Source organism: Pseudomonas sp. P5_A12, assembly GCF_056400685.1.
The window spans coordinates 1-2,583 of record NZ_JBFUKU010000476.1; the positions used below are offsets into that span (position 1 = coordinate 1).

General features: G+C 57.5%; 1 protein-coding gene and 1 pseudogene. Both read left to right on the plus strand.

Going from position 1 to position 2,583, the window contains the following annotated elements; translation table 11 throughout:
- Positions 1-706: 706 nt before the first annotated feature.
- Positions 707-1,759, plus strand: coding sequence for a WD40/YVTN/BNR-like repeat-containing protein (locus tag AC1DSG_RS30080; RefSeq protein WP_477794125.1), 1,053 nt, complete (start codon positions 707-709; stop codon positions 1,757-1,759).
- Positions 1,760-1,784: 25 nt separating this feature from the next.
- Positions 1,785-2,583, plus strand: a pseudogene (locus AC1DSG_RS30085) (RND family transporter); the annotation flags it as partial.

A 2,583-nucleotide genomic window follows, 5' to 3' on the forward strand; every position in this document is an offset into this window, starting at 1 on the left:
AACACCTCCACTCAGCCTCCCGAGGGGGCGGGTGAATCAAAAGCCCAAGATCAAAAGCTTTCAGGCGAGCTAACGCTCGGCCTGTTGAGTGGTGAAGAGCGGTGGGAGCACTCGGGTTTTGATCTTGTTTGGCTGTGGCTGTGGCTGTGGCTTTTGATCTTGAACTGCTTTTGATCTTTCGCCCCYTCGGCAGGCCGAGCGTAGGTGTTCATCAGGGGGTTAGGCGCGTAGCGCCGTGCGGCGAAGCCGCACACATCGAGAGGAGGTCGTAGCGAAGCAGACCGTAGGCGATGCCCCCTGATGGACGCCGTAGCGAGGGAACACTGAGCCTTAGCGAAGTGCCGTACGCCGGGGCGAAGCCTTTTGCTTACTTTTCGGCGTCTGGAAAAGTGAGTCGCTGTAAGAGCGAAACCATAAGTAGCCGTTACCGCAGAAACGGATATGTACTCCAAGCACTAACCAGAGAAACCCCAATCACTCCACCTAATACCCAATCATTCAGCCAAACCGCATATCTCTCAGGTTAACAAAACATAACGCAGCGTCGATTGTCAGACCTTTCCAAACCCCGATAGGATAAGCCAGCTTCCGAAGGGGCTCTAGATTGCGCGTTTCAGGACCAAGCTCCAAACAGCCAATCACAACGAGCCACCTTACGGCGCCCTGAAAGGTTGAACGACCTAACAATAATAATGGGGGAAGGTCTATGAGTGAGCCTGTCATGGGTGTGGGTATCTGCCGCCCGCCGGCATTACGCAAATTCGCGTTGCTGGCTACAGCGCTCTCGCTGTTGGGCTGTGCCGCGTTGTCGGCACCTGTGCTGGCCGCTGCCGCGCCAGCATCCGATGCTGTTTATTCCATTGAATCTGCCAAGGCTGCCAAAAGCCTGATGCTTGATATCGTTCACGCCGGCAAACGCCTGGTGGCGGTCGGCGATCGCGGGCACATTCTGTATTCCGATGACCAGGGTGCGACCTGGGTTCAAGCCAAGGTGCCCTCCCGGGCACTGCTGACGTCGGTGTTTTTTATCGATGACAAACACGGCTGGGCCGTCGGCCATGACGCACAAATCCTCGCGAGCGAGGACGGTGGYGCTACCTGGACCAAACAATTCGACGATTTGAAACGCGAAGCACCGCTGCTCGACGTCTGGTTCAAGGGCGCCAACAGAGGCTATGCCGTGGGTGCTTATGGCGCACTGCTGGAAACCACCGACGGCGGCAAGCACTGGGAAGACGCCAGTGACCGCCTGGACAACGAGGACCAGCTCCACCTCAATGGCATCGCATCGGTCAAAGATGCCGGGCTGTTCATCGTCGGCGAGCAGGGCAGCATGTTCCGCTCGGCCGATTGGGGGCAGACCTGGGAGAAAGTTGAAGGCCCTTACGAAGGCTCGCTGTTTGGAGTCATCGGCACGGCGCAAGCCAATACGCTGTTGGCATACGGCCTGCGCGGCAATCTCTACCGCTCCACGGATTTCGGCAGCACCTGGGAACAGGTCGAGTTGAAAGCCGCTCGCGGCGCATTGGAGTTCGGGCTGTCCGGCGCAACGCTGCTCGACGATGGTTCCATCGTGATCGTCGGCAACGGCGGCTCGGTCATACGCAGCAACGACAATGGCGAAACCTTCAGCGTGTTCAACCGTCCGGATCGCATTTCCGTTTCGGCAGTGGCGGCGGCGGGCAATGGCAATCTGATTCTGGCAGGACAGGGCGGCGTTCGCGCTACTTCGCCAACCGGCTCAGAGCTGGGCAAATAATAAGAAGGGCGGAGCTATGACATCGATGACAAGCCATCACCAGGACAAGGCGACGTTTCTTGAGCGCCTGATTTTCAACAACCGCCCGGCAGTGATCTTCATCTGCCTGCTGGTCAGTATTTTCCTGTTCTGGCAGGCGACGCTGATCCGGCCATCCACCAGTTTCGAAAAAATGATCCCGCTCGATCATCCGTTCATTCAAAAGATGATGGAGCACCGCAACGATCTGGCGAACCTGGGCAACACGGTGCGGATCTCGGTGGAAGCCACTGACGGCGATATCTTCTCCAAGGAATACATGGAGACTCTGCGTCAGATCAACGACGAGGTGTTCTACATTTCCGGCGTCGACCGTTCCGGCCTCAAGTCGCTGTGGAGCCCGAGCGTGCGCTGGACCGAGGTGACGGAGGAGGGCTTCGCCGGTGGTGAAGTGATCCCGCAGAGCTACAACGGTTCCCAGCAAAGCCTCGATCTGCTGCGCAACAACGTCCTCAAGTCCGGGCAAGTCGGGCGTCTGGTGGCCAACGATTTCAAGTCGAGCATTGTCGATATCCCGCTGCTGGAGTCTTACCCGGACCCGCAGGACCAGGGCAAGTTGCTGGCGCTGGACTACCGCAAGTTCTCCCACGAGCTGGAAGAAAAAATCCGCGACAAGTTTGAAAAGCAGAATCCTAACGTGCAGATCCACATCGTCGGTTTCGCCAAGAAAGTCGGCGACCTGATTGATGGTCTGGTCATGGTGGTGATGTTCTTCGGTGTCGCCTTCGTTATTACCTTGATTCTGTTGTACTGGTTCACCAACTGCATGCGCAGCACCGTGGCGG